Annotated in this window: 22 protein-coding genes; 11 read left to right on the forward strand and 11 right to left on the reverse strand. The window is 69.1% G+C overall.

Features of this window, described 5'->3' with window-relative positions; all coding sequences use genetic code 11:
* Positions 1-62: 62 nt before the first annotated feature.
* Complete coding sequence (locus AB0J90_RS26980; RefSeq protein ID WP_363600425.1) at positions 63-779, reverse strand: hypothetical protein; 717 nt, start codon at positions 777-779, stop codon at positions 63-65.
* Between the two features lie 391 nt (positions 780-1170).
* Complete coding sequence (locus AB0J90_RS26985) at positions 1171-2064, reverse strand: oxidoreductase (protein WP_363600427.1); 894 nt, start codon at positions 2062-2064, stop codon at positions 1171-1173.
* A 100-nt stretch (positions 2065-2164) separates the two neighbouring features.
* On the opposite strand from AB0J90_RS26985, the gene AB0J90_RS26990 reads away from it, so the two are divergent.
* On the forward strand, positions 2165-3082 hold the full coding sequence (locus AB0J90_RS26990; RefSeq protein ID WP_363600429.1) for a helix-turn-helix transcriptional regulator: 918 nt from the start codon (positions 2165-2167) through the stop codon (positions 3080-3082).
* A gap of 129 nt (positions 3083-3211) precedes the next feature.
* Here the strand turns inward: AB0J90_RS26990 and AB0J90_RS26995 are convergent, their stop codons facing one another.
* A complete protein-coding gene (locus tag AB0J90_RS26995) occupies positions 3212-3967 on the reverse strand; it encodes a helix-turn-helix domain-containing protein (protein ID WP_363600431.1) in 756 nt (251 codons plus the stop codon).
* 239 nt (positions 3968-4206) lie between these two features.
* Here AB0J90_RS26995 and AB0J90_RS27000 point away from each other — a divergent pair, with 239 nt between their 5' ends.
* The 6 genes from AB0J90_RS27000 (at position 4207) to AB0J90_RS27025 (ending at position 9565) form a co-directional block, all read left to right on the forward strand.
* On the forward strand, positions 4207-4872 hold the full coding sequence (locus AB0J90_RS27000) for a DUF4097 family beta strand repeat-containing protein (protein WP_363600433.1): 666 nt from the start codon (positions 4207-4209) through the stop codon (positions 4870-4872).
* Between the two features lie 68 nt (positions 4873-4940).
* Positions 4941-5756, forward strand: coding sequence for an alpha/beta hydrolase (locus AB0J90_RS27005; protein ID WP_363600435.1), 816 nt, complete (start codon positions 4941-4943; stop codon positions 5754-5756).
* A gap of 173 nt (positions 5757-5929) precedes the next feature.
* Positions 5930-6757, forward strand: a complete 828-nt coding sequence (locus tag AB0J90_RS27010; protein ID WP_363600437.1) for an SAM-dependent methyltransferase — start codon at positions 5930-5932, stop codon at positions 6755-6757.
* 67 nt (positions 6758-6824) lie between these two features.
* Positions 6825-7433 carry a class I SAM-dependent methyltransferase gene (locus AB0J90_RS27015; protein WP_363600439.1) on the forward strand — a complete coding sequence of 203 codons (609 nt, stop codon included), beginning with the start codon at positions 6825-6827 and terminating at the stop codon, positions 7431-7433.
* A gap of 227 nt (positions 7434-7660) precedes the next feature.
* Positions 7661-8761, forward strand: coding sequence for a phosphoribosylaminoimidazolecarboxamide formyltransferase (locus AB0J90_RS27020; RefSeq protein ID WP_363600441.1), 1101 nt, complete (start codon positions 7661-7663; stop codon positions 8759-8761).
* A 114-nt stretch (positions 8762-8875) separates the two neighbouring features.
* Entirely contained in the window at positions 8876-9565 is a 690-nt protein-coding gene (locus AB0J90_RS27025) for an alpha/beta hydrolase (protein WP_363600443.1), read from the forward strand.
* Positions 9566-9630: 65 nt separating this feature from the next.
* Here the strand turns inward: AB0J90_RS27025 and AB0J90_RS27030 are convergent, their stop codons facing one another.
* Both AB0J90_RS27030 and AB0J90_RS27035 read right to left on the reverse strand, forming a co-directional pair.
* Positions 9631-10371 (reverse strand): DUF6518 family protein, encoded by a 741-nt coding sequence (locus tag AB0J90_RS27030; protein ID WP_363600445.1) that lies wholly within the window; start codon positions 10369-10371, stop codon positions 9631-9633.
* Positions 10368-10517, reverse strand: a complete 150-nt coding sequence (locus tag AB0J90_RS27035) for a hypothetical protein (protein WP_363600447.1) — start codon at positions 10515-10517, stop codon at positions 10368-10370. The genes AB0J90_RS27030 and AB0J90_RS27035 overlap by 4 nt, the downstream gene beginning before the upstream one ends.
* Positions 10518-10560: 43 nt before the next feature.
* Here AB0J90_RS27035 and AB0J90_RS27040 point away from each other — a divergent pair, with 43 nt between their 5' ends.
* The gene (locus AB0J90_RS27040; protein WP_363600449.1) at positions 10561-11595 is read left to right on the forward strand and encodes an ETX/MTX2 family pore-forming toxin; all 1035 of its coding nucleotides are present in this window, start codon (positions 10561-10563) and stop codon (positions 11593-11595) included.
* A 72-nt stretch (positions 11596-11667) separates the two neighbouring features.
* Here the strand turns inward: AB0J90_RS27040 and katG are convergent, their stop codons facing one another.
* Both katG and AB0J90_RS27050 read right to left on the reverse strand, forming a co-directional pair.
* Positions 11668-13944 carry a catalase/peroxidase HPI gene (gene katG / locus AB0J90_RS27045; protein WP_363600451.1) on the reverse strand — a complete coding sequence of 759 codons (2277 nt, stop codon included), beginning with the start codon at positions 13942-13944 and terminating at the stop codon, positions 11668-11670.
* Positions 13945-13967: 23 nt separating this feature from the next.
* Positions 13968-14396 carry a Fur family transcriptional regulator gene (locus AB0J90_RS27050; RefSeq protein WP_363600453.1) on the reverse strand — a complete coding sequence of 143 codons (429 nt, stop codon included), beginning with the start codon at positions 14394-14396 and terminating at the stop codon, positions 13968-13970.
* 291 nt (positions 14397-14687) lie between these two features.
* On the opposite strand from AB0J90_RS27050, the gene AB0J90_RS27055 reads away from it, so the two are divergent.
* On the forward strand, positions 14688-16187 hold the full coding sequence (locus AB0J90_RS27055) for an FAD-binding oxidoreductase (protein ID WP_363600455.1): 1500 nt from the start codon (positions 14688-14690) through the stop codon (positions 16185-16187).
* Here the strand turns inward: AB0J90_RS27055 and AB0J90_RS27060 are convergent, their stop codons facing one another.
* The 4 genes from AB0J90_RS27060 to ligD all read right to left on the reverse strand — a co-directional run bounded on the left by AB0J90_RS27060 (position 16188) and on the right by ligD (position 21659).
* A complete protein-coding gene (locus AB0J90_RS27060; RefSeq protein WP_363600457.1) occupies positions 16188-18569 on the reverse strand; it encodes a phosphoketolase family protein in 2382 nt (793 codons plus the stop codon).
* 164 nt (positions 18570-18733) lie between these two features.
* A complete protein-coding gene (locus AB0J90_RS27065; protein WP_363600459.1) occupies positions 18734-19435 on the reverse strand; it encodes a CBS domain-containing protein in 702 nt (233 codons plus the stop codon).
* A gap of 87 nt (positions 19436-19522) precedes the next feature.
* Positions 19523-20569 carry an alcohol dehydrogenase catalytic domain-containing protein gene (locus tag AB0J90_RS27070; protein ID WP_363600461.1) on the reverse strand — a complete coding sequence of 349 codons (1047 nt, stop codon included), beginning with the start codon at positions 20567-20569 and terminating at the stop codon, positions 19523-19525.
* A 148-nt stretch (positions 20570-20717) separates the two neighbouring features.
* Complete coding sequence (gene ligD / locus AB0J90_RS27075) at positions 20718-21659, reverse strand: non-homologous end-joining DNA ligase (protein ID WP_363600562.1); 942 nt, start codon at positions 21657-21659, stop codon at positions 20718-20720.
* Between the two features lie 150 nt (positions 21660-21809).
* Here ligD and AB0J90_RS27080 point away from each other — a divergent pair, with 150 nt between their 5' ends.
* Together AB0J90_RS27080 and AB0J90_RS27085 are read left to right on the forward strand one after the other, a co-directional pair.
* Positions 21810-22250 (forward strand): VOC family protein, encoded by a 441-nt coding sequence (locus tag AB0J90_RS27080; RefSeq protein WP_363600463.1) that lies wholly within the window; start codon positions 21810-21812, stop codon positions 22248-22250.
* A gap of 111 nt (positions 22251-22361) precedes the next feature.
* Positions 22362-23099 (forward strand): tetratricopeptide repeat protein, encoded by a 738-nt coding sequence (locus AB0J90_RS27085; protein ID WP_363600467.1) that lies wholly within the window; start codon positions 22362-22364, stop codon positions 23097-23099.
* Positions 23100-23116: the final 17 nt, after the last annotated feature.

The raw sequence follows: 23116 nt of genomic DNA on the forward strand, positions 1-23116 counted from the left end.
CTGACAGGATGACTGCGGATCGTGGCCGAAGGGGGTGCCCCCGGCTGGGTGAGGAGGTCGGCTCAGGCGTCGGTGTCGTCGAAGACGGTGTCGTCGAATGGTGCTTCGGGGAAGGTCGAGCCGTACCTGCCGCCGAAGGTGTGACGGGCGTGGGTGCGCATGCGCGGTCCGTACGTGGGGTCGGTCGCGAGTGCCGTGTAGCCGTCTTTCGGCATTGCGAGGAGTCCGGCGGTGTCGGCCAGGTAGGCGTCGAAGCCCGGGTACATCAGTTCGATACACGGCAGGTCGTCGACGTCCAGGGCGAGCACCGGGTACTCGCCGGTCTCGTCGGGTTCGGTCACGGCGAACACCCGGCGGGAGTCGGAACCTCCGGGCAGCAGGAAACATTCGCCGAACCGAGCGGAGACCGGGCGGTAGAGCGTGGCCCATGGTTCGCCGTACTCGGTGGCGGCCAGGTCGCCGAGTGGACGCGGCGTCAGCCGGTGGCTGCCGTCCGGCGGGAACCAGCCGAAGCGGGTGAGCAGGCTCGTGTCGTACGCCAGCCAGCGCCGCAGGCTCGGCGGTAGCGGTCGGCCGCTGGGGAACCTCATACTGGCCAGCACATCGGTCGGCACCGGGGTGGGTGGGCCGTCCAGCCAGGAGCCCGCCCACGGTGCATGGTCCAGGACCAGGTGGTCGGGCTTTGCCGAGACCGACGCGATGACCCGCTCGACCAGGGCCACGCCGTGCTCGGGGCTGCCTGCCTCGGAGGCGCCGATTCGATCGGTGGGGTGTGACACGCTGACTGATCCCTCCGGCTTCGACATCGCTGCGAGTGGAGGTTAGCGAGCCAGTCAACCGCGACCGCCCCGACGTGCGCCACCCGCGCACTGTCGGAGAGCGAGCAACAGGCCCGCTACCAGGTCGACCTGGAGCGGCTACTGGACGAGATCGCGTTTCCGGTGCTGCACAAGTACGGCGTGCGTACGGAGTGGGACCGCAAGCAGTCCACGCGGATCCGGGTCACCGGCGCCCACTGGTACGTGCCGTTGGTCTGACGCGTACCTTCCGTGCTGGCCGACTCGAAGCTGCTCACCCCGGCCGTGGTCCTGGCTCTGTCAGCCGAGGCCCGGTCTTCGGGACGATCCGGGTCAGGTGTCCAGGTCGGAGTGGGCGTCGTGGGATGGGCGGTCAGAGGTAGTCGACCCCGGTCAGGTTCGCCGCGACGGACCACAGGCGCTTGCCGACGGTCGGATCGGCGGCCTCGGTGCTGGGCCGGACCTCGGTGACCCGGCCGCGCAGCTCCAGGAAACCGGACGGTCCGAAGAACTCGCCGCCGCGCAGGGCGGGTGCGGTCGCGGCGTGCAGCTGCGGTAGGGCGCCGCGCTCGACTGGCTGGGTGACCAGCAGGCCCGCATGCGCCAGGATGCGCCCGGGTAGACCGCGGTCCTGCCAGGCGCGCGGGGTCAGGTTGGTGCGGGAGAGGCCGGGATGCGCGAGCACGCTGACGACCGGCGAGCCGATGACCCGCAGCCGGCGGTCCAGTTCCAGGCCGAAGACCGTGCTGGCGAGCTTGGAAACGCCGTACGCGCGGGCGGCGTTGTAGTCACGCCGGGACATGAGGTCGTCGAAGTCGAGGTGGGCGTTCTTGTGGGTGACCGAGCTGAGGTTGACCACCCGGGGCGCCCGCGCCGCGGCGAGGTTGTCGAGCAGCAGCCCGGTGAGGGCGAAGTGGCCCAGCATGTTGGTGCCCAGGTGCAGTTCGAAACCGTCGGCGGTGGTGCGGCGTTTGCCGAGCAGCACCACGCCGGCATTGTTGACCAGCAGGTCGATGGTCGGGTGGTCGGCGGCCAGCTTGGCGGCGAAGGCGCGTACCGAGGCGAGCGAGGCCAGGTCCAGCTTCCGAACCTCCACGTCACCGCCGATGTTCCGGGCAGCCTCGTCGCCGGCCGTGCCGTCGCGGACAGCGAGGACGACGTGGGCTCCGGCGCGGGCCAGTTCTGTGGCGGTGATCAGGCCGAGGCCCGAGTTCGCGCCGGTCACGACGGCCACCCGGCCGTGTTGGTCAGGGATGTTCGTGGTCATGCGGCGACGCTAGGGGCGCGGCGACGCGGTCCGGTCGTACCGGTTTGCCTAGGACTGGCGGACCTACCTTCGCCGCCACCGACCGCTGCACACTTGCCCCATGGCCGACATCCATCCGTACGCCCGTGAGTTGGGTGATTTCCTGCGCGCCCGCCGCAGCCGGCTACGCCCGCAGGACATGGGCCTGGAGCCGGGCGGTCGGCGCAGGGTGACGGGGCTACGGCGCGAGGAACTGGCCCTGCTGGCCGGGCTGAGCACCGACTACTACCAGCGGATGGAACAGGGTCGGGAGGTGCGGCCGTCAGACACGGTCCTGGACGCGCTTGCCCGCGCACTCGATCTCGATCCGGAGGAGCGCCGGCACCTGTTCACACTGGCCCGTGCGGCCCGCCGGCCGGTGCCTACCCGGGTGCGCCCGGATCCGGAGCGGGTGCCGGACAGCACCCGGCGGCTGCTGCACGTGATGGGCGCCCCGGCGCTGGTGCTCGGCCGGCACCTCGACCTGCTCGCCTGGAACCATCTGGCGCAGGCATTGCTCGGCGACCCGGACACCTACCCGGTCGACCGGCTCAACATGCTCCTGCTGATGTTCGACGACACGCAGACCGGCGCGCGGCGGTGCCTGGACTGGGAACAGCAGGCCCTGGAGTACATCGGCATGATGCGCGCCGCGGTCGCCACCGACCCCACCCACCCGCGCGCCACCGCGATCGTCGGCGAGTTGAGCATCCGCAGCGCCGACTTCCGCCGGCTGTGGGCCCGACACGACGTGCGGGAATCGGTCAGCGGCACGAAGACCTTCCGGGTCCCCGAGGTCGGCGACATCGTCCTGGACTGGGACACGTACCCGTTGCCCGGCAACCCTGGGCCGATGATGCTGGTGTTCACCGCCGAACCGGGCAGTGCGGACGCCGACCGCCTCCAGTTGCTGGCATCCCTGCATGCCACCCGGGTCGGGACGGTGTCGGAGCGGGGCAACCCGCGGCGAGAGCCTCGACGAGTCGCGGGATCAGGGTGAGTTCCTGCCGTCAATTGCGCGCCGAACGCCGGCACCGTGTCCACCGTCCCAGCGTACGGTTGCCGCCGCCGTCATCTTCGTGGCAGGGCGCGGGCTTCGTCTCGTGGGTCTGACGGGCGGGGCGGCTGTTCATCCGTGGTCTGGACCTGGTGGGGCGGTGTCGTTCGAGGTCGTTCCGGGTTTGGTGTGGAGGACTTCGCGGGCCTGTTCGGCGGCCTGGGTGATCTTTTCGCTGATGAAGTCGAGGAAGCGGGCGATGTTCTCCAGGCGGGTGGCGGCGGGGGTGTGGGGGCCGAGGATGGCGACGCCTCGGCGTGCGGTTTCGACGAGCTGGTCGTTGGCTCGGGCGCTGGCGATCGTCGCCTGGTAGAAGAGTTCGTCGTCGACGACGTAGCGGTCGCGGCGGCGTTCGTCGCGTTCTCGGCGTACCAGGCTCTGGCTCTCCAGGAAGGCGATCGCCTTGGAGATGGACGCCGGGCTGACCTGGAGTCGCGTAGCGAGTCCGGACGCGGTGAGGCTGCCCGCGTCGGTGGTGTACAGGCAGGTCAGCACCCTGGCTGCCATCTTGTTCAGGCCTGAGGCCATGAGGACGGTGGTGAACGTCTCCTCGTACTCGGCCACGGCCTCGGCGTCGCGTCCGTGTGGCAGGGTGACCGACTCCGCCCCTCGGGAGGAGGCGGGCCGACGCCGGTGAGCCCGGCGTTCGGTGGCACGGTGGGCCAGGTCGGCGCGGTAGGCGGTGGGCCCGCCGTTGCGCATCACCTCGCGCGTGACCGTCGAGGTGGGACGGTCGAGGCGTCGGGCGATCTCGGCGTACGGGAGGCTGTCGGCCAGCCCCAACGCGATCTGCTGGCGTTCCTGCTGGGTGAGTCTGCCTCCCGGCATCGCGTTCTCCCTGGTGATCCTTCGTGGCGGTCCCTGATCCTCGCACTATAGCGTTCACCTCCAGTTCATTGCAATGGACAGGTCGGCCCGCGTTGCGTTGTTCTCAGCATCATTGCAACAGTTTCTAGCCCTCTGCCTGCACAAACAGAGGGTCGAAGCAACAAGCCTGTTGCCGGGAAATGGAAAGCAACGTAGCGTTTCCAATGTCAGAAACAAACGAACGAGCACGGGAGAGCACCATGCAGAAGTTCGACACCCCCGCCCCGATCTCCGCCGTCCTGGACATCCCCGCCGGACGCGTTCAGTTCATCGCCGCAGACCGCGCCGACACCACCGTCGAGGTCCTGCCCGCCGACCCCACCAAGAGCCGCGACGCCAAGACCGCCGAGCGGACCACCGTCGCCTACGCCGACGGCGTCCTGCGGATCACGGCCTCGACCTCCGGCAGCCAGCTCGTCGGCCCCTCCGGATCCATCGAGGTGACCGTCCAGCTACCTGCCGACTCCCGGATCGAGGCCAAGACCGCCAGCGCCGAACTCCGCGGCGTCGGACGCCTCGGTGACATCGTCTTCGAAGGCGCGTACCGCCAGATCAAGATCGACGAGGCCGCGAGCGTGCGCCTCACCGCGATCGACGGCGACGTCGAGGTCGGACGGCTCAACGGCCCCGCGCAGATCAGCACCGCGAGGGGCGACATCCGGATCACCGAGGCCGTACGCGGAACGGTCGTGCTCCGTACCCAGTCCGGCGACATCTCGGTCGACGCCGCTGCCGGCGTCTCGGCGGCCCTGGACGCCGGCACCGACCACGGCCGCATCAGCAACTCCCTCAAGAACGACGGCACCGCCGAACTCGACATCCGCGCCACCACCGCCCACGGCGACATCACCGCCCGCAGCCTCTGAAACAGCAGGACCGGGACCTAAGGGTCTGAAAGTCGTACGAGACGCCCGACACGACCAGGAGTGAAACCATGACGGAGAACAGCACCTCCTCGGACAGCTCGAAGTGGACCGGCATGATGCCGGTCGACGACACGGCCCTGGCCGTCACCGACACCGGCGGTCCCGGTGTCCCGGTGGTCTACCTCAACGGCCAGTTCGCCACCCAGGGGTACTGGCGGCGGGTCATCGCCGAACTGGGTACGGGGTGGCGGCACATCACCTACGACGAGCGGGCCCGTGGCAGATCGAGGCGCTCGGCCGACTATTCCTTCGACGCGGCCCTCCGGGACGTCGACGCCGTTCTTGCGGCCCGGGGCGTGGACCGGGCCGTGGTGGTGGGCTGGTCCTACGGTGCGGTCGTCGCGGCGCACTGGGCCAACCGGAACCCCGAGCGCGCCCTGGGCGCGGTCCTGGTCGACGGCGCTTTCCCGTACGACTGGCTCGACGACGCCATGGAACAACGGATCCGGAAGATGTTCCGGCGGATGAACTGGTTCCTACCCCTGCTGCGCCCGACGGGCCTGGCCCCGCGGATGAATCCCGAACAGATGGCGAACAGCAACATCGAACTCGGCAAACTCTCCCGCGAGCGTGAACTCGGCCCCGTGCTCGACGACATCACGGTCCCGACCCGGTACGTGGTCGCCTCGGGGACGTCGCTCGGCAGCCGCGGTGACGAGCAGGAGCGGATACGCACCAGCCTCGACACGGTGACCGTCCGCAACCCGAACATCCAGATCGGCGCGAAGGTCGCCAGCAACCACGGTGCGATCCTCAAGAAGGACTTCCCGGCCATCGCCAAGGCCGTACGCGACATCGCCGCCCTCGACCACGGGAGGCGCTGAAGACCCGCACACAACTGCCTGTCGTCGCCATCGTCGTCCAGTTCGACCGCGTCCGGATCGCGCAGCGGCCGTAGTCGCTCGCGCGGGACGGACGCGGTGGAGCTGGGTGTGTTCGGGCGGGAACGCTAAGCTGCCAGACACCACCTGCCGAACCGCTGCTTGAGGAGTCGAGCGTGCCGCAGAGTCGTAGCGTCCACGAGGCTGGTCGGTCCGGGTCGGGGATCGACACGACGGTCGCCCACAACGCCCGGATCTGGGACTACTGGCTGGGTGGCAAGGACAACTACCAGGTCGACCGGGAGGTGGGGGACCGGATCCGGGAGATGGTCCCGCACATCGATGCCGTGGCCCGCGCGGACCGAGCCTTTCTGGCCCGAGCCGCCCGTTTCCTGGCCGGGGAGGCGGGGATCCGACAGTTCCTCGACATCGGGACCGGCCTGCCTACCGCGAACAACACCCACGAGGTCGCCCAAGCGGTCGCTCCGGAGTCCCGCATCGTCTACGTCGACAACGATCCGCTGGTGCTGGTGCACGCCCGCGCGTTGCTGAACAGCAACGCCGAGGGCGCGACCGACTACGTCGAGGCGGACGTCCGCGACCCGGACACCATCCTGTCCCGGGCCCGGCAGACGCTGGACTTCGACCAGCCGATCGCGATCATGTTGTTGGGCGTCCTGAACTTCGTGCAGGACGACGGGCAGGTGCAGGCCATCGTGGACCGCCTGCTGGACGCCGTACCCTCCGGCAGTTACCTGGCGCTCACCCACCCGACGGTCGAACTCGGTGGCGAAGGAAACGTCGAGGCCATGGCGTACTACAACCAGCACGCCACTCCGCAGATCTGTGCCCGCGGCGGCGCGGAGATCACGCGGCTCGTCCGGCGGCTGGACCTGGTCGAGCCGGGCCTGGTGTCGTGTGCGGTGTGGCGGGCCGATCGCGACGAGGACGGCGCGCTGCCTGCGCAGGTGCCGCAGTACGGCGTGGTCGGGCGCAAGCCCTGAAGCCGCCCGGCGTCCGCACCCGGCACCGGCCTGCTCCGCCCAATCGGAGGGTCCATATGCTCACGCGGTGAACCTGGAACAGGTGCGGCAGTCATATGGGTCCGTCGCCGAGCTATACATCGAGCTGTTCGGTACAAGCCAGCAGGTACACGCCGACGACCTCGACTTCATCGGGCGACACCTGGCGGGCCGACCGGGCACCGTGCTCGACCTGGGCTGCGGGCCTGGCCACATCACCGATCACCTCCGTTCGCTGGGCGTCGACGCGACAGGAATCGACATGGTCCCCGAGTTCGTCGCCCATGCGAAGGCAGCCCACCCGAGCGGTAGCTACCAGCTCGGTTCGTTCGAAAGTCTCGCCGTTGCCGACCACTCCGTCGCCGGCATCCTGGCCTGGTACTCGCTGATCCATTTCACGCCGCAAGACCTCGACGGCGTGCTCGCCGAGTTCCGGCGAGCAATTGCCCCGAAGGGAACGTTGGTGGTTGGTTTCTTCGACGCCGACGAGGTCGCTGCCTTCGACCACAAGGTCGTGACCGCCTACCGTTGGCCCGTCGACGAGTTCTCCGAGCGACTGGCCCGAGCCGGTTTCACGGAGGTGGAGCGCCTCCAGCGGCCCAGCGAGGGGACCCATCGGCCACACGCCGTCATCGCGGCAGTCGCAACCGAACGGTGAACTGACTCGGCGTCGACGTACAAATCTTGATTTTCTAACTTGATTTCAAGATCATGGGGCTCGCGCGGTCCGGCAGGATTCGATGCGTCGTCGGCGCGGCCGGGTAAACTGCGCGTCGGCCGCTACTGGCGAGGGTGGAGCACCACCGGGGAACCGGCCGCGTGGAGAGTGTGGCGCCGTCCGCCTGGGCGCCTCCGGAAGCAGACGTCCTGCGATCGGAGGCACCCATGAACCTGCGTTACGGCCTGAACCCCCACCAGCGGCCCGCGACCGCGACACCGATCGATCCGATGCGGCAACCCTTCCGAGTCCTTCACGGCGACGCGTCCTACATCAATATCCTGGACGCGGCCGCCGCCTGGCAGCTCGTTAGTGAGGCCGCGAACGCCCTCGGCCGGCCCGCCGCGGCTTCCTTCAAACACGTCTCACCAGCGGGAGCTGCGGCGGCGGGTCCGATCGACGCCGTCATGGCCCGGACCTACGGGCTGGAGCCGACCACCGTCGGGGCGTCGACCAGTGCCTACGTCCGCGCACGAGACGCGGACCCGAAAAGCTCCTACGGTGACTTCGTCGCCGTGTCGGAGACCGTCGACGGGGAACTCGCCGATCTGCTGCGCCGGGTGGTCTCGGACGGCATCGTCGCCCCGGGATACGAGCCCGGAGTCGTGACCACGCTGTCGGCGAAGAAAGGAGGCCGCTTCCTCGTGCTGGAGGCTGACAGGGACTTCCGGCCACCATCGACGGAGACACGCGACGTGTACGGCCTGCGGCTCACCCAACCCCGAGACGACCTCACACTGACCCGCGACATGTTGTCCGACCCGCGGCTACCCGCATCAGCAGTGGACGACCTGCTGCTCGGCCTCGTCGTCGTCAGGTACACCCAATCGAACTCCGTGGCCTACCTCCGCGATGGGATGACGTTGGGAATCGGAGCTGGCCAACAGTCACGAGTGGACTGCACTCAGCTCGCTGGCGCCAAGGTCGACACCTGGTGGATGCGGCGCCACCCCGGAATTCGCACACTCGACGTGGGCCCCAGCACCAAAATCCAGGATCACGTCAATGAACAAATCCGCCGGACCGCCGCCGAGGACAAAACCCTCGACCTCGCCGATCGGAGCGGGTGGCTACGGCAGCTCGACCAGGTGGCATTCGTGTCCGACGGCGCACTCCCATTCGCCGACAACGTCGAACAAGCCAAACGACACGGCGTCCGCTACATCGCCGAGCCAGGTGATTCCATTCGATCCGCCGACGTGCTCGCCGAGTGTCAGCGCCACGGCATCACCCTCGTACGTACCGGCGTTCGCCTGTTCCGCCACTGACCTCCAGCCCAAACCACCGCACCCGGGTACGCTGCCGTTCGCTACGCCGCCATCGCCAGCCTGCGCTTTCCCGGAATCGGAGATGCGACCGGAGGAGCCGGATAAGGTGTTTAAATGGCGCAAACTGCGACACTTGTCCTGATCCATGGCGCCTGGCACGGGTCCTGGTGTTGGGAACGCCTACTGGCCGAACTAGCGGACCTCGACGTCAGGGTGGGTGTGCTGCCGAGCACCGGACCAGACCCGGCCAGGTTGGGTGACCTGCACGACGACGTGGTGGCGGTTCGGGCGACGCTGGCCGACATCGCCGGGCCGGTGGTGGTATGCGGACACTCGTACGGCGGAATTCCGGTCACGGAAGCCGCGGCCGGGCTGGACAACGTACGGCGGCTCGTCTACCTGTCCAGTCTCCCGCTCGATGCCGGTCAGTCCCTCTTCGACTTCACCGAACACGAATTCCCTCCGTTCTGGGACGTGCGCGGGGACGACGGATACTTCGACGTACGCGATCCCCGGACAACCCTCTATCAGGACGTCGAGCCCGCCGTCGCGGACGAGATGGTGCCGCGGCTCGGACACCAGGCGCTGGCTTCGGCGACCCAGCCGGTGACTCGGGCGGGTTGGCGGGAGATCGACAGCACCTACGTCGTCTGCGCGAAGGACGCGGCGTTTCCACTGCCAGGGCAGGAGGCGTTGGCCGCGCGATGCGGTTCCGTCCGGCGCCTCGACAGCGGGCACTCGCCGTTCTTCTCCCAGCCCGCGAAATTGGCGGAACTGCTGCGTGAAGAGCTGACCCGCGCCTGACGCCGGTAACAAGCCGCGGGCTGTCTTCCCGCTGTGCCGGCGATGCAATCCCGGCGGCGCCGTCCTCAGATGCTGTTCTCGGCGGCGTCGAGAAGGTGCCACAGCAGCGCGCTCAGGGCGCCGCCGGAAACGGTCGCGACGAGCAGCGCGGGCCATTCGCGCCAGAGGCGGTGCGTCGTGACGAGCCAGGCCAGGACGACGAGCGGAAGCACGATCCTGACCAGATTCGAGATGACCACGCCGAGGAGGAACTCCGTCTGGTGCGGGTCGGACACCGCCAGCAGTTGCCACGGTGGTACTACCGCGACCGCATGCCAGCCCTCACCGGACAGGAACCCAGTCGTGACCCCGGCAGCCAACGCTGCCCGCTTCACCCCGCCCACTCGTACGAGATAGCCGAGCAGACCGAGCGTCGGTCCTGCGACCACCGCACCGATCAGCCAGAGCGCGGTCATGATGGCGATGGAGCGCAGACCCTGCAGGTCGGCCGACGTGCCGTCGTCGAGGTAGGCGCCGCTCCATCGACGACTGACGAACACTACAAGCAGGTAGTAGAGCAGCGTGGCCAGCACCAACACGCCGGTGGCAGTGGCGGCGGCACGCCGGGGGCTCGCAGCGAAACGGCCGGTCAGGAAGGCTGCCGAACCCCATGCGAAGGCACTGCTGACGAGCGCGACCATGACCTGTCCGACGACACCCTCGACGGAGTCGGCGACGAACGCGAGCAGCCCCAGCAGGACCGCGACACCTGTCGCGACGATGGACGTACGGGTGCGGCGACGACCGTCTTCGGCAACGTCGGTCACGCCCAGATCATCGCATGGTGCCACCGGTCGACGGTCCGAGTCGAGCGGATGTCCCGACGGTCCGGGACATGGGCGCCTTTCATCCGGGACGAGACCGCCTCGAAGGTGATGGCTTCCATCGAGGAGATCGGGAGGTCTATCCACATGAGACGAAGGTGGACAAGGGTCGTTGTCGGGGGCGGCAGCGGGATGCGTAGATGGTCGCTGCGCGGGTTGGCAACGGTGCTGGTGGTGGCCGGCTGCATGACCGTCGCCGCCGGACCGGCCGCGGCCGAGCCGTACTGCGACCGGCCGAACCCGCCGCCGGCCTGCGACGGCCCGGAGGAGCCGCCGCCACCGCCGACCACACCTGACCTTTCCGTCCAGGGCGTGCGGCAGACCCCGTCGTTCGACGGCGTACGCGTCTGGGGCTGGGCGGCCGACGAGGACGCCCCGACCACGCCGCTGACCGTGAACATCACCATGGACGGGGTGCTCCGTCGTTCCCTGACGGCCAACCTGCCGTGGAGCGGCATCCCCGCCGGGTACGGGCCGTCACACGGCTTCGACGTGGTGCTGCCCACGACGGCCGCGCAACCCACGATCTGTGTGACCGCGGTCAACATCGGCAGTGGGATCAGCAAGACGACCTGCCGGACGGCCGACCACATCGTCGGTTTCGAGGCGAACGACATCCAGTACGACACCGAGCACGCGGTCATCACGGAGTCGGCACTGGACCAGCTCGACTTCCTGTCGATCCGTAACGACTCGACGGTGCAGCAGTCGACCGAGATCAGCGGAAACAAGACCAAGTCGGAGACCATCGGTTGGTCGAGCACCTACGGCGCCAAGGTGACGCTCAAGACGACGTTCAAGACCGGAATCCCGGTCCTCTTCGAGGGCAAGGTCGAGGTCACCGTCGAGGGCTCGTACAGCTACACGCACAACGGCTCGACGCAGCGGTCCCAGACCTTCAGCTGGCGACAGCCGGTCATCGTGCCGCCGCGCTCCATCATCGAGGCGTCGGTCGCGGTGACCACCGGCCGGATCAGGGTGGGGTACCAGTTGGTCGGTGAGCACGTCTACCACAGCGGCGCACGCGCCGCGGGCACAGTCGACGGGCTGTTCACCGGTGGCAACAGCGAGCGCCTGGAGGTCAAGCTGAAGCAGTTCAACCTGGACGGCACCCCGACCCTCGCGCCGGCACCGCAGCCGAGGGCCGCGATGCTCAAGATCGCGTAGGGATCGGTCCCGGCCGACGTCACAGCGCGACGAGCCCCGGTCGATCGACCGGGGCTCGTCGGTTGGTGCCTGTCAGACGAGGTCGAACCGGTCGAGCTCCATGACCTTGGTCCAGGCCGCGACGAAGTCGGCCACGAACTTGTCGCGGGCGTCCTCGCTGGCGTAGACCTCCGCGAGGGCTCGCAGCTGGGAGTTGGAGCCGAAGATGAGGTCGACCGCGGTGGCGGTCCACTTCACCTCGTCGGTGGCCAGGTCGCGGATCTCGTACACGTGCTCGTCGGACTCGGATGCCTTCCACCGGGTGCCGGGGGAGAGCAGATTGGTGAAGAAGTCGTTGGCGAGCACGCCGGGCCGGTCGGTGAGGACACCGTGCTGGGTTCCGCCGAAGTTCGCTCCGAGGGAGCGCAGGCCGCCGAGGAGCACGGTCATCTCGGGCGCGGACAGGCTGAGCATGTAGGCACGGTCGATGAGCAGCACCTCCGGCTGGGTCTTCTCGCCGGGACGCAGGTAGTTGCGGAACGCGTCGGCGCGCGGCTCGAGGACCCGGAAGGACTCGACGTCGGTCTGGTCCTGGGTGGCGTCGGTACGGCCCGGACGGAACGGCACGGTCACCTCGGTGCCGGCGTCACGTGCCGCCTTCTCCACGGCAGCCGAGCCGGCCAGCACGATCAGGTCGGCGATGGAGATCTGCGCGCCGCCGGCACCGTTGAACTCCCGCTGGATGCCCTCGAGGGTGTCCAGGACCGTGGCGAGCTGCTCGGGCTGGTTGACCTCCCAGCTGCGCTGGGGTTCGAGACGCAGCCGACCACCGTTGGCCCCGCCACGCTTGTCGGTGGACCGGAAGCTCGCGGCGGAGGCCCAGGCGGTCGAGACGAGCTGGGCGGTCGTCAGGCCGGACGCCAGGACCTTCGCCTTGAGCGCGGCAACGTCGGCGTCACCCACGAGCGCGGTGTCGACGGCCGGCACCGGGTCCTGCCACAGCTGGGGCTCGGCGACCCACGGTCCGAGGAAGCGGCTGACCGGACCCATGTCGCGGTGCAGCAGCTTGTACCAAGCCTTCGCGAAGGCCAACGCGAACTCGTCCGGGTTCTCCAGGAAACGGCGCGAGATCTTCTCGTACGTCGGGTCGAAGCGCAGCGACAGGTCGGTCGTGAGCATGGTCGGCTTGTGCTTCTTCGTCGGGTCGTAGGCGTCCGGGATGATCGCCTCGGCGTCCTTGGCGACCCACTGCTTGGCGCCACCGGGGCTCTTGACGAGTTCCCACTCGTACCCGAAGAGGATCTCGAAGAAGCGGTTGCTCCACTGCGTCGGCCGGTCGGTCCAGGTCACCTCGAGGCCGCTGGTGATCGTGTCACTGCCCTTGCCGCTGCCGTGGGTGCTCAGCCAGCCGAGGCCCTGCGCCTCGAGCGGGGCTCCCTCGGGCTCCGCGCCCACGTGGCCGTCGGCCACGCCGGCACCGTGGGTCTTGCCGAAGGTGTGACCGCCGGCGATGAGGGCGACGGTCTCCTCGTCGTTCATCGCCATCCGGCCGAAGGTCTCACGGATGAAGTGCGCCGCGGCCCGGAAGTCCCCACTGCCGCGAGGTCCCTCGGGGTTGACGTAGATGAGTCCCATCTCGGTCGCGCCGACGTCCTGCGCCATCTCCGCGTCGGAGACGTAGCGCTCGTCGCCGAGCCAGGCGTCCTCGGGACCCCAGAAGATCTCCTCGGGCTCCCACACGTCCGCGCGCCCGAAGCCGAAGCCGAAGGTCTTGAACCCCATCGACTCCAGGGCGACGTTGCCGGCGAGTACGAGCAGGTCGGCCCAGGAGACCTTCTGCCCGTACTTCTGCTTGACCGGCCAGAGCAGCCGGCGGGCCTTGTCGAGGTTGGCGTTGTCGGGCCAGCTGTTGAGCGGGGCGAAACGCTGACCGCCGTCGCCGGCACCGCCGCGGCCGTCCTGGATACGGTACGTGCCGGCGGCGTGCCAGCTCATCCGGATCATCAGGCCGCCGTAGTGGCCGAAGTCGGCCGGCCACCAGTCCTGCGAGGTGGTGAGCACCTCGACGATGTCCTGCTTGAGGGCCTCGACGTCGAGCTTCTCGAACTCCTTGGCGTAGCTGAAGTCCTCCGCCAGCGGGTTGCCCTTGGACGAGTGGGCGTGCAACACCGAGAGGTCGAGCTGGTTGGGCCACCAGTCCCGGTTGGTGCGCGGACGACCGCCGGTCTTCGGGGTCGGCGAGTCGATCGCCGGGTTCTCGCTCTCGCTACCGTGCGCGGTCACCGAGTCGTGCGCGACCGGGCAGCCGGCTGCTGCCTCCTGGTCCACGCCCTGCGCACTCGAGGGACCGTTGTTCTGGGTGTCGCTCATTTGCTTCCTTCCGAGCTGGCGGATCACTGGGTCTTACGTTCGGCCGCGCAGTCGGGGCAGGTGCCCCAATAGACGACCTCCGCCTCGTCGACCAAAAAACCGTGGTCGTCGGAGGCGGTGAGACAGGGAGAGTGGCCGACAGCGCAGTCGATGTCGGCGATCGCACCGCAGGAGCGGCACACGACATGGTGGTGGTTGTCCGCGACGCGGGACTCGTAGCGGGCGGTCGCACCGGCAGGCTGGATGCGCCGGACCAGGCCGGCGTCGGTGAGTGCACGTAGTACGTCGTACACCGCTTGGTGGGAGACCGTGGGATGATCCGCCCGGACCAGCGCGATCACCGTGTCGGTGTCGACGTGCGGGTGGTCACGCAGCGCCGAGAGCACCGCCAACCGGGGCCGGGTCACGCGCAACGAGACGGCCCGCAGCTGCGTCTCGAAGTCGGACGTCACCCGAGGAACATAGCCCACTGATCTGGAACAGTTCAAGTTTGGCGCGACATGTCCCGACCCGTACCCTGGGCGGCTCCGCGTCCGGGGGTGATCGGTGTGGTCGGGGTCACGGCAACAGCGAGTACGCGTTCTCGCGGACAGGTGGATACCGACGTCACCCGACCGGGTTCCGGTACGAGTTCTCGGATCTGCGAGGAAGTCTCCCGTATTAGCGTTGTTTTGCGCGCCAGAGGGAGGACCAGAATTCCCTTGGTCGAATGGTCGCGTACCCCGATCGAGAGGATGCGGACCATGCACGACCTTTCTCGTCGTGAACTGCTCAAGGCGACGGCGGCCGTCGGCGCCGGGGCGGTCGTCCTCCCGGGCATCGTCACCGGAGGCACCCAGGCCATCGCCGACGACGGCCCGGGCTGGTCCCCTGGCGCGGAAAGCCCGCCCGCGACGCTGACCGGCCGCATCGTCCGTCCCCAGGACCCCGGGTACGCGAATGCGAGCCTCGGCTGGGATGAACTCTTCGTCCGATATCCGCTGGTGATCGTCTTCGCGCAGGAGACCCAGGACGTGGTCAACGCCCTCACCTGGGCGCGGCAGCACGACGTCGCGCTGCGGGTGCGCAGCGGTCGCCACAGCCTCGAGGGCTGGTCGAACGTGGACAACGGCATCGTGATCGACGTCAGCGAACTCAAGTCGGCGCGGATCGACACCGCCGCGCTCACCGCAACCGTCGGCGCCGGGCTGAATCAGCTGGAGGCGGTGACCACCCTGGGACAGTACGACCTCGCGGTGACCACCGGAACGGAGGGAACCGTGGGCCTGTCCGGTGCGACCCTCGGCGGCGGGTTCGGCTTCCTCACCCGCTACCTCGGCATGGCCTGCGACAACCTGATAGGGGCGGAGATCGTCGTCGCTTCGGGCGCCGACGGGGCGAAGGCGATCGAGGTGGACCTGAAGAACCATCCGGACCTGCTCTGGGCATTGCGCGGAGCGGGAAACGGCAACTTCGGGATCGTCACCTCGCTCACCTACCGGGTGACCCCGCTGCGGAGCGTCGCGTACCTGCAGGCGACCTGGGAAGGCCTCGACGACCTGCACGGGGTCTTCGACACCTGGCAGCGCACGGCACCGTTCGCCGACTACCGCCTCGGCACCCAGCTCGAGATCCACAAATCGCAGATCCTGCTGTTCGGGGTACTCGCGGACGGATCGGAGGCAGCGGCAAGGGAGTTGCTGGGACCGCTGCTGTCGATCGGCAACCCCGAGGTCACCGTGCAGACCGGGGGCTGGGGCGAGACCTATGCCGGATTCCAGATCCCGACCGAGGACGAGCCCGCGAACTGGAAGTTCTTCTCGCAGTTCACCAGTGAGCCGTTCCCGGAGGAGGCGATCGGCGTGATCCGTACGTTCATGGAGAACGCCCCCTCCGAGGACAGCAACTTCTTCACCCAGGCCTTCGGCACGGGCGCCCAGACGAGCGAACCCACCGGCGGTACGGCATTCCCGCATCGCGACGCCCTCTTCTATTCCGAACCCGGCGCCGGCTGGGGCACTCGGGGCGAGCCGGACAGCGGCGACGCCGTCACCCCGATCGCCCAGGCCTGGATCGCGGAGTTCAGCCAGGCACTGCGGCCCTACGTGAACGGCGCCTACGTCAACGTGCCGAACATCGGGATGGCGGAATGGGAAACCGCTTACTGGAGAGGCAACTTCGACCGGCTCCGCAAGATCAAGGCGAAGTACGACCCGCACAACGTCTTCCAGTACGAGCAGAGCATCCCACCCGCGTCATGCTGACTACGGTTTCCCTCGGCCCGGCCAGGTCCACTCCGCCACCCGGGGGTCGTCCTCGCCGTACCGGCGGGTGTGGTCGCGGCACTGCTGCCGCGCGTCGACCATCGCCTGACGCAGGTGGGCGGCTCTGGCGCCGAGGCCGGGAACCCGGTCGACGACATCGATGACGAGGTGGAAACGGTCGAGGTCGTTGAGCATCACCATGTCGAACGGGGTGGTGGTGGTCCCCTCCTCCTTGTAACCCCGTACGTGCAGGTTGCCGTGGTTGTTACGGCGGTAGGTGAGCCGGTGGATCAACCAGGGGTAACCGTGGTAGGCGAAGACGATCGGCTTGTCCCGGGTAAAGATGGTGTCGAACTCGGAGTCGGGCAACCCGTGCGGGTGCTCGCTCTCGGGTTGCAGCCGCATCAGGTCGACGACGTTGACCACCCGCACCTTCAGCTCCGGTAGGTGCTGGCGCAGGAGGTCCGCCGCGGCCAGGGTCTCCAGGGTCGGTACGTCGCCCGCGCAGCCGAGCACCACGTCCGGCTCGGCGCCCTCGTCGCTGCTGGCCCAGTCCCAGATCCCGACTCCCCGCTGGCAGTGCAACACCGCCTGTTCCATGGTGAGCCAGCTCGGTCCCGGCTGTTTGCCGGCGATCACCACGTTGATGTAGTGCCGACTGCGCAGGCAGTGGTCCATCGTCGAGAGCAGGGTGTTGGCGTCCGGCGGCAGGTAGACCCGTACGACCTCGGCCTTCTTGTTCACCACGTGGTCGATGAAGCCGGGGTCCTGGTGCGAGAAGCCGTTGTGGTCCTGGCGCCAGACGTGACTGGACAGGAGGTAGTTGAGCGAGGCGACGGGGCGTCGCCAGGGGATGTCGCGGGTGACCTTCAACCACTTGGCGTGCTGGTTGACCATGGAGTCGACGACGTGGATGAAGGCTTCGTAGCTGGTGAAGATGCCGTGCCGGCCGGTGAGCAGGTAACCCTCCAGCCAGCCCTGGCACAGGTGCTCGGAGAGCACCTCCATGACCCGGCCGTCGGGCGAGAGATGCTCGTCGCCGGCGTGGCGGGCGGCGGTGAACGCCCGGTCGGTCACCTCGAACGCGGCACCGAGCCGGTTCGAGGCCACCTCGTCGGGACCGAACAACCGGAACCGGTCCGGGTTCGCGGTGATCACGTCGCGTACCCAGGTGCCGAGCACCCGCGCCGCCTCGCTGACCGGCTGCCCCGCCGTGGTGACCGGCACGGCGTACTCGCGGAAGTCGGGCAGCACCAGGTCCCGCAGCAGCTCACCGCCGTTGGCGTGCGGGTTCGCGCTCATCCGTCGGGTCCCCGTCGGCGCCAGCGCCCTGAGTTCCGCCACCGGCGCACCGGTGGCGTCGAACAGTTCCTCCGGCCGGTAGCCGCGCAGCCACCGCTCCAGTTGGGCCAGGTGCTCCGGGTTCTCCCGGGTGCCGGCCAGCGGCACCTGGTGGGCCCGGAAGGTGCCCTCGACCGCGATCCCGTCGACCTCGCGCGGACCGGTCCAGCCCTTCGGCGTACGCAGGACGATCATCGGCCAGCGGGGGCGGTCGCCGTCGCCGGTGCCCCGGGCGTGCGCCTGGATCGCCTGGATCTCGTCGAGCGCCCGGTCCATCGCCGCCGCGAGCAGCTGGTGCACCCGTACCGGATCGTCGCCCGCCACGACGTGCGGCTCGTAGCCGAAGCCGCGCATCATCGACACGAGATCGCTCTCGGGGATCCGGTCGAGCACCGTCGGGTTCGCGATCTTCCAGCCGTTGAGGTGCAGGATCGGCAGCACCGCCCCGTCCCGGGCCGGGTTGAGGAAGACGTTCGACAGCCAGCTCGCGGCCAGCGGACCGGTCTCGGCCTCACCGTCGCCGACGACGCAGAAGACCACCAGGTCGGGATTGTCGAAGGCGGCGCCGTACGCGTGCATCAGCGAATAACCCAGCTCACCGCCCTCGTGGATCGACCCGGGAACCTCCGGTGCGACGTGACTGGGGATGCCGCCGGGGAACGAGAACTGGCGGAACAACCGGGCCATGCCCGCCTCGTCGCGGCTCACCGACGGATACCGCTCGCTGTACGTGCCCTCCAGCCAGGCGTTCGCCACCAGCGCCGGGCCGCCGTGACCGGGTCCCGTGACGTAGATGGCGTCCAGGTCCCGGTTCACGATCTGCCGGTTGGCGTGCGCGTAGATCAGGCTCAGGCCGGGGCTGGTGCCCCAGTGTCCGAGCAGCCGTGGCTTGATCTGCTCGGCCCGCAGCGGCTCGCGCAGCAGCGGGTTCTCCATCAGGTAGATCTGCCCGACCGTCAGGTAGTTCGCCGCACGCCAGTACGCGTCCAGCCGGCGCAGTTCGTCTTCGGTCAGCGGACCCTGTACTGCCGCTTCGGTCAAGGTGCTCATGCTGGTAGGTCTCCCGTCACATGCCGCCTTGTGCAGTGGACACGACCACGTCTTCCTCGGCCGCGACAACCATGCTGGCCCGGATCGGTGGGGCCGGACAGGGCCGTAGGTCCCGAGCGAGCGGGGCGGCCGGCCGGCCACCGCCGGGCGAGCCGTCAGGCGATGCCGGTCGGATGCGCCGGCCACGGACCGAGCACCAGTGCGGTGTCGTCGAAGTCGAAGCCCAGCTCGTTGGCCAGTTCGACCACCCCGCTGACCTGGGCGGCGAGCCGTCCGGCGAGTTCCACGGAGGTACGGCGGTCCAACTGACCGACCATGCGTACGACACCGTCGTCCACCGTCACCTGCACCGTCCCCTCCCGTACGGCGAGGACCCGTTGCAGCACCTCCCGCACGACGTCCTGCCGGATGTCGGCGTCCGGGCGCAGGTGCACCCGCAACAGGTCGCCCCGGGTCACGATGCCGACCAACCGGCCCAGGTCGTCGACCACCGGGAGTCGTTTGACGTGCTCGCGGTCCATCAGCTTCGCCGCCGCGGCCACCGGGGTGCGGGTGTACGCGGTGATCGCGGGCGCCGTCATCAGGTCCCTGGCGACGGCCGCGTCGGCCTTCACCCGGGCGTCGTGGCGACGGCGGCTCTCGAACAGCCGCCGCTCGTGCGGCTCGCCGACCAGCTCGACCTTGTGCAGCAGGTCGGCCTGGGAGACCACGCCCAGCACCCGGTCGAAGTCGTCCACCACCGGCACGGCACTGACGCGCCGGCCGGTCACCACGTCGATGATCTCCCGGTACGGGGTCTGCTCCCGAACCGTTGCGACGTCCGTTGTCATCACGTCGCCTATCTGCCATGCCCTCATGTCGGATCTCCTTCCTCCGCTCAACGTACGAGCGCAGGGGCCGACACCGTCAGGGCCGGAGGACCGGTGCGGTAGGGACCTGTGGCATCAGCCGTCCCGTCGGCTCAACACCACCTTGAGCGCGCCGCTCTGCCCGGGCCGGGAGAATTCGTCGTACGCGTGCATGATCTCGTCGAGCGGAAACCGGTGGGTGACCAGGTCGCCCACGTCGAACTGCCCCCCGGCGAGCATCCCCAGCAGCACCGGGATGGTTTTGGTGTCGACCAGTCCGGTGGTGATGGTGACGTCGCGCGCCCAGAGTTGTTCCAGGTGCAGGGTGGCCGGCGTGCCGTGCACGCCGATGTTGGCGACCCGGCCCACCGGTCGCACCAGGGTGGTGCAGAGCTCGAACGCCTCAGGTGCCCCGACCGCCTCCATGACCACGTCGGCGCCGAGCCCGCCGGTGACCGACCGCACCACCTTCTGCGGATCGTCGTCGGGGGACACCGTGATGTCCGCGCCGAACTGCCGGGCGGCCTGAAGTCGGCGGTCGGCCTTGTCGATGGCGATGATGTGGGCGGGGGAGTAGAGGCGGGCGGTCAGGATGGCGGCGAGCCCGATCGGACCCATTCCGACGATGACGACGGTGTCGCCCGGCCGTACCTGCCCGTTGAGCACCCCGACCTCGTACGAGGTCGGCAGGATGTCGGCGAGCAGGACGGCGGCCTCGTCGGTGACGGCCTCCGGCAGCGGGTACGTGGACAGGTCGGCGAACGGGATCCGGGCGTACTCGGCCTGTACGCCGTCCACCAGGTGACCCAGCAGCCAACCACCGCCGCCGGTGCACTGGCCGTAGCTGCCCGAGCGGCAGTAGCGGCAGCGCCCACAGGCGGAGATGCACGAGGCGAGGACCCGGTCACCGGGACGTACCGTGGTCACGGCGGCACCGACCTCCATCACCGTGCCCACCGCCTCGTGGCCGAGGATCCGCCCTGGCTGTACCTCGGGGACGGCGCCGCCGAGGATGTGCAGGTCGGTCCCGCAGATGCTGACCGTATCGACCCGGATGACCGCGTCGGTAGGGTCGGCGACCTGCGGATCCGGTGCCGTCGTCCAGCTGTGTTCTCCCGGCCCGCCGTAAACGAGTGCCTTCATCACCGTGCCTCCCTCGCCCCGCCGACGCCGGGACTCGTCCAGATCGTCCCAATCGCGGTGTCGGTGTGCTCGGGAACGCCGAAAATCCGCCAGCCGTTCCGGCCGCACGGCCGGCATCACCGGCGGCGGGCATAGGCGCCCGTTGCGCTCAGGTGGCGGTTGACGGTCGCCTGACCTCGTCCGGCTCCCGGTCAGGCCGCAGCCCCCGCCAGGACGCGTGCCGGAGCCGCCCGTCCGGCGTGACCGTCCGGTAGACCACCTCACCGACCAGGCGCGGTTCGACCCAGCGGGCGTTCTTCGCCTCCGCCGACGGTACCGGTGCGGCGAACGGTGCCCGGTCCCGCTCCAGCCGACGCAGACGCTCGCCGAGGTCCTGCAACACGGCGTCGGTGAAACCCGTACCGACACCGCCGACGTAGACCAGGCCGGCCGGCTCGTTGATCCCGAGCAGCAGTGAACCGACGAGGCCGGCACGTCGTCCGGCGCCGGGCTTGTACCCGGCGACGACCACCTCCGTCGTCTGGATCAGCGCGGTCTTGCGCCAGGCCGGCGACCGCCTGCCGGGCTGGTACGAGGAGTCGACCCGTTTCGAGACGACCCCTTCGAGCCCGCGTTCCCGCGCCGTGGCCATCACCGACTCCGGATCGTGGTCGAACACCGGGGGAACCGCCACCTGTTGGTCCGCCAGGCCGAGTTCCTCCAACGCTGCCCGGCGCTGCGACCACGGCTGGTCGACCAGCCGGGTTCGGCCCAGCCGCAGCAGGTCGAACACCAGATACCGCACCGGGGCCGAAGCGATCAGGGACGCACTCGGCGCCTGCACGTGCATCCGGCGTTGCAGTGCCGAGAAGCTCGGCGCACCGCGCCGGTCGAGGGTGACTAACTCGCCGTCCAGCACCCCGGTCCGCCCACCGAGCAGCGACGGCAGCACCGCGATCTCGGGGTACGCCGAGGTGATGTCCCGGTCGTTGCGGGAGAACAGGCGCAGTCGCCCACCACGCTCGGCGTACGCGACCGCGCGTACCCCGTCCCACTTGAACTCGTACGCCCAGCCCGGCTCTGCCGGCAGGTCGCCGGCACTGGCCAGCATCGGCCGGATCAGCGTCGGCTGCCCCGTCGTGTCCACCAACCGAGTTTGGTCCAGCACGCACCCGCACGGGGTGGCTTTGCGGCAAGGGGCCGGGGCAGGGCGGCCCGGGGTCGGCTGGGCGCCGGTCAGGATGACCCCTATGCTCGGCATGTGACGATTCAGCGGATGGACCATGTCGGCATCGTCGTCGACGACCTTGACGCCGCCGTCGCGTTCTTCGTCGAGCTCGGCCTGGAGGTGGAGGTCGAGATGCCGGTCGAGGGACGTTGGGTGGACCAGGTCGTCGGCATCGACGACGTCCGGGTCGACATCGCCATGATGCGGACCCCGGACGGCCACAGCCGGCTCGAGCTGACCAAGTTCCGAACGCCGACGGCGATCAGCGCCGAGCCGAGCGTCGCGCCGCCGAACACGCTGGGTCTACGTCGCATCATGTTCGCCGTCGAGGACATCGACGACGTCGTCGCCCGCCTGCGCGCCCACGGCGCCGAACTCGTCGGCGAGCTGGCGCAGTACGAGGACAAGTATCGGCTCTGTTACGTCCGCGGCCCCGAGGGCATCATCGTCGCACTCGCCGAACAGCTCGGCTGAAGGCTGCCGGAGAGGCCGTTCCGTGTCGAGGCAGCGACCTGGCTTCTACCGGGGCTGACGACGCTCGACCCGCAAGCAGGCGAACCGGTTGGAAAAGAAGGACAACAGCGAATGAGTTTCGAGGACAGTGTGCGCGCCACCTTCCGTCGCGGCGACAGCGACGCGGTGTTGCGGATGGCACAGGCCGAGGTCGAGCGGGCGCGTTCGGCCGGTGAGCCGGCCGGTGAGGTGGAAGGGCTCTACGCCATGGCACGCGTCGCCATCCGCGGCGACGACCTGCGTCGTGCCGAGGAACTGGCCACCGAGGCGCTGGAGGTCGCGGTACGGGCCGGCGACAAGCGGTTGGAAGAGCGTCCGCGGCACGTGCTCGCCGCCGTGGCCCGGGTGTCCGGCGACTACCCGAGGGCCCGTGACCTCTATCTCGCCAACATCGAACTCAACCAGGCGCTGGGACAGCCGGAGATGGTGAACTCCGAGTACCACAACCTGGCCTTCACCGAGCTGCATCTCGGCAACCTCGACCGCGCCCGTGAGCTGTTCGAGGCTGGTCGCGAGCGGGTGTTCTCCGAGGGATACGACTCGTTCGTCCCGTACCTGTGTGTTGCCGCCGCAGCACTGGCCTCGGCCGAAGGGGATCACCCACTCACCGCGCGGATGATCGGGCTGACCGACAGCGCCTACGCCGCCATCGGCCAGGTGCCAGATCCGGACGACGCCCTGGAACTGTCGGCCGCGCGTACCGGTGCCGTCGACGCGCTCGGCGAGGAGCACTTCGCGCGGGAGTACGCGGCCGGCGCGGCCCAGACGCCCGCCGAGGCGTTCGGCTTCGGCTCGGTCGTCAAGGACTAGCTCGCACTCGCGGATAC

This window comes from Micromonospora sp. NPDC049523 (genome assembly GCF_040676775.1).
Taxonomy (GTDB): Bacteria; Actinomycetota; Actinomycetes; order Mycobacteriales; family Micromonosporaceae; genus Micromonospora_G.